The organism is Pseudomonas citronellolis, from assembly GCF_029335315.1.
GTDB lineage: Bacteria > Pseudomonadota > Gammaproteobacteria > Pseudomonadales > Pseudomonadaceae > Pseudomonas > Pseudomonas citronellolis_A.
In genome coordinates this window covers 1-360 of sequence record NZ_JARJLT010000121.1, presented here as the reverse complement: position 1 = coordinate 360, position 360 = coordinate 1, and the positions used below count along the sequence as shown (strand labels likewise).

General features: G+C 66.1%; 1 protein-coding gene. It reads left to right on the top strand.

Annotated elements, in window-relative coordinates:
• A partial coding sequence (locus tag P3W75_RS10665; RefSeq protein WP_276227349.1) for a type VI secretion IcmF C-terminal domain-containing protein occupies nt 1-360 on the top strand: 360 nt, incomplete at both ends.

Sequence of the window (360 nt, the reverse complement as noted above, 5' to 3'; positions counted from 1 at the left end):
GGCGTGCTGCACAAGGAAGGCAATCGCTGGGTCGCCGACAGCGGCAACAGCCAGGGCCTGCACTTCAACCCGGAGTTCCTCCGGGCGATCAACCAGCTCGGCGAACTGGCTGACATTCTCTACACCGATGGCGGCATGGGCATGACCTTCCAGCTCCAGGCCAAGCCGGTGCGCAATGTCGTGCAGACCAGCTTAATCCTCGACGGCGTGGCCCTGGAGTACTTCAACCAAGTGCAGAGCTGGCAACAGTTCATCTGGCCGGGCGGCAGCGACCACCCGGGGGCCTCGCTGAGCTGGACCAGCACCCGCGGCGGGGCACGTCTGTTCGGCGACTACGCCGGCACCTGGGGGCTGATCCGG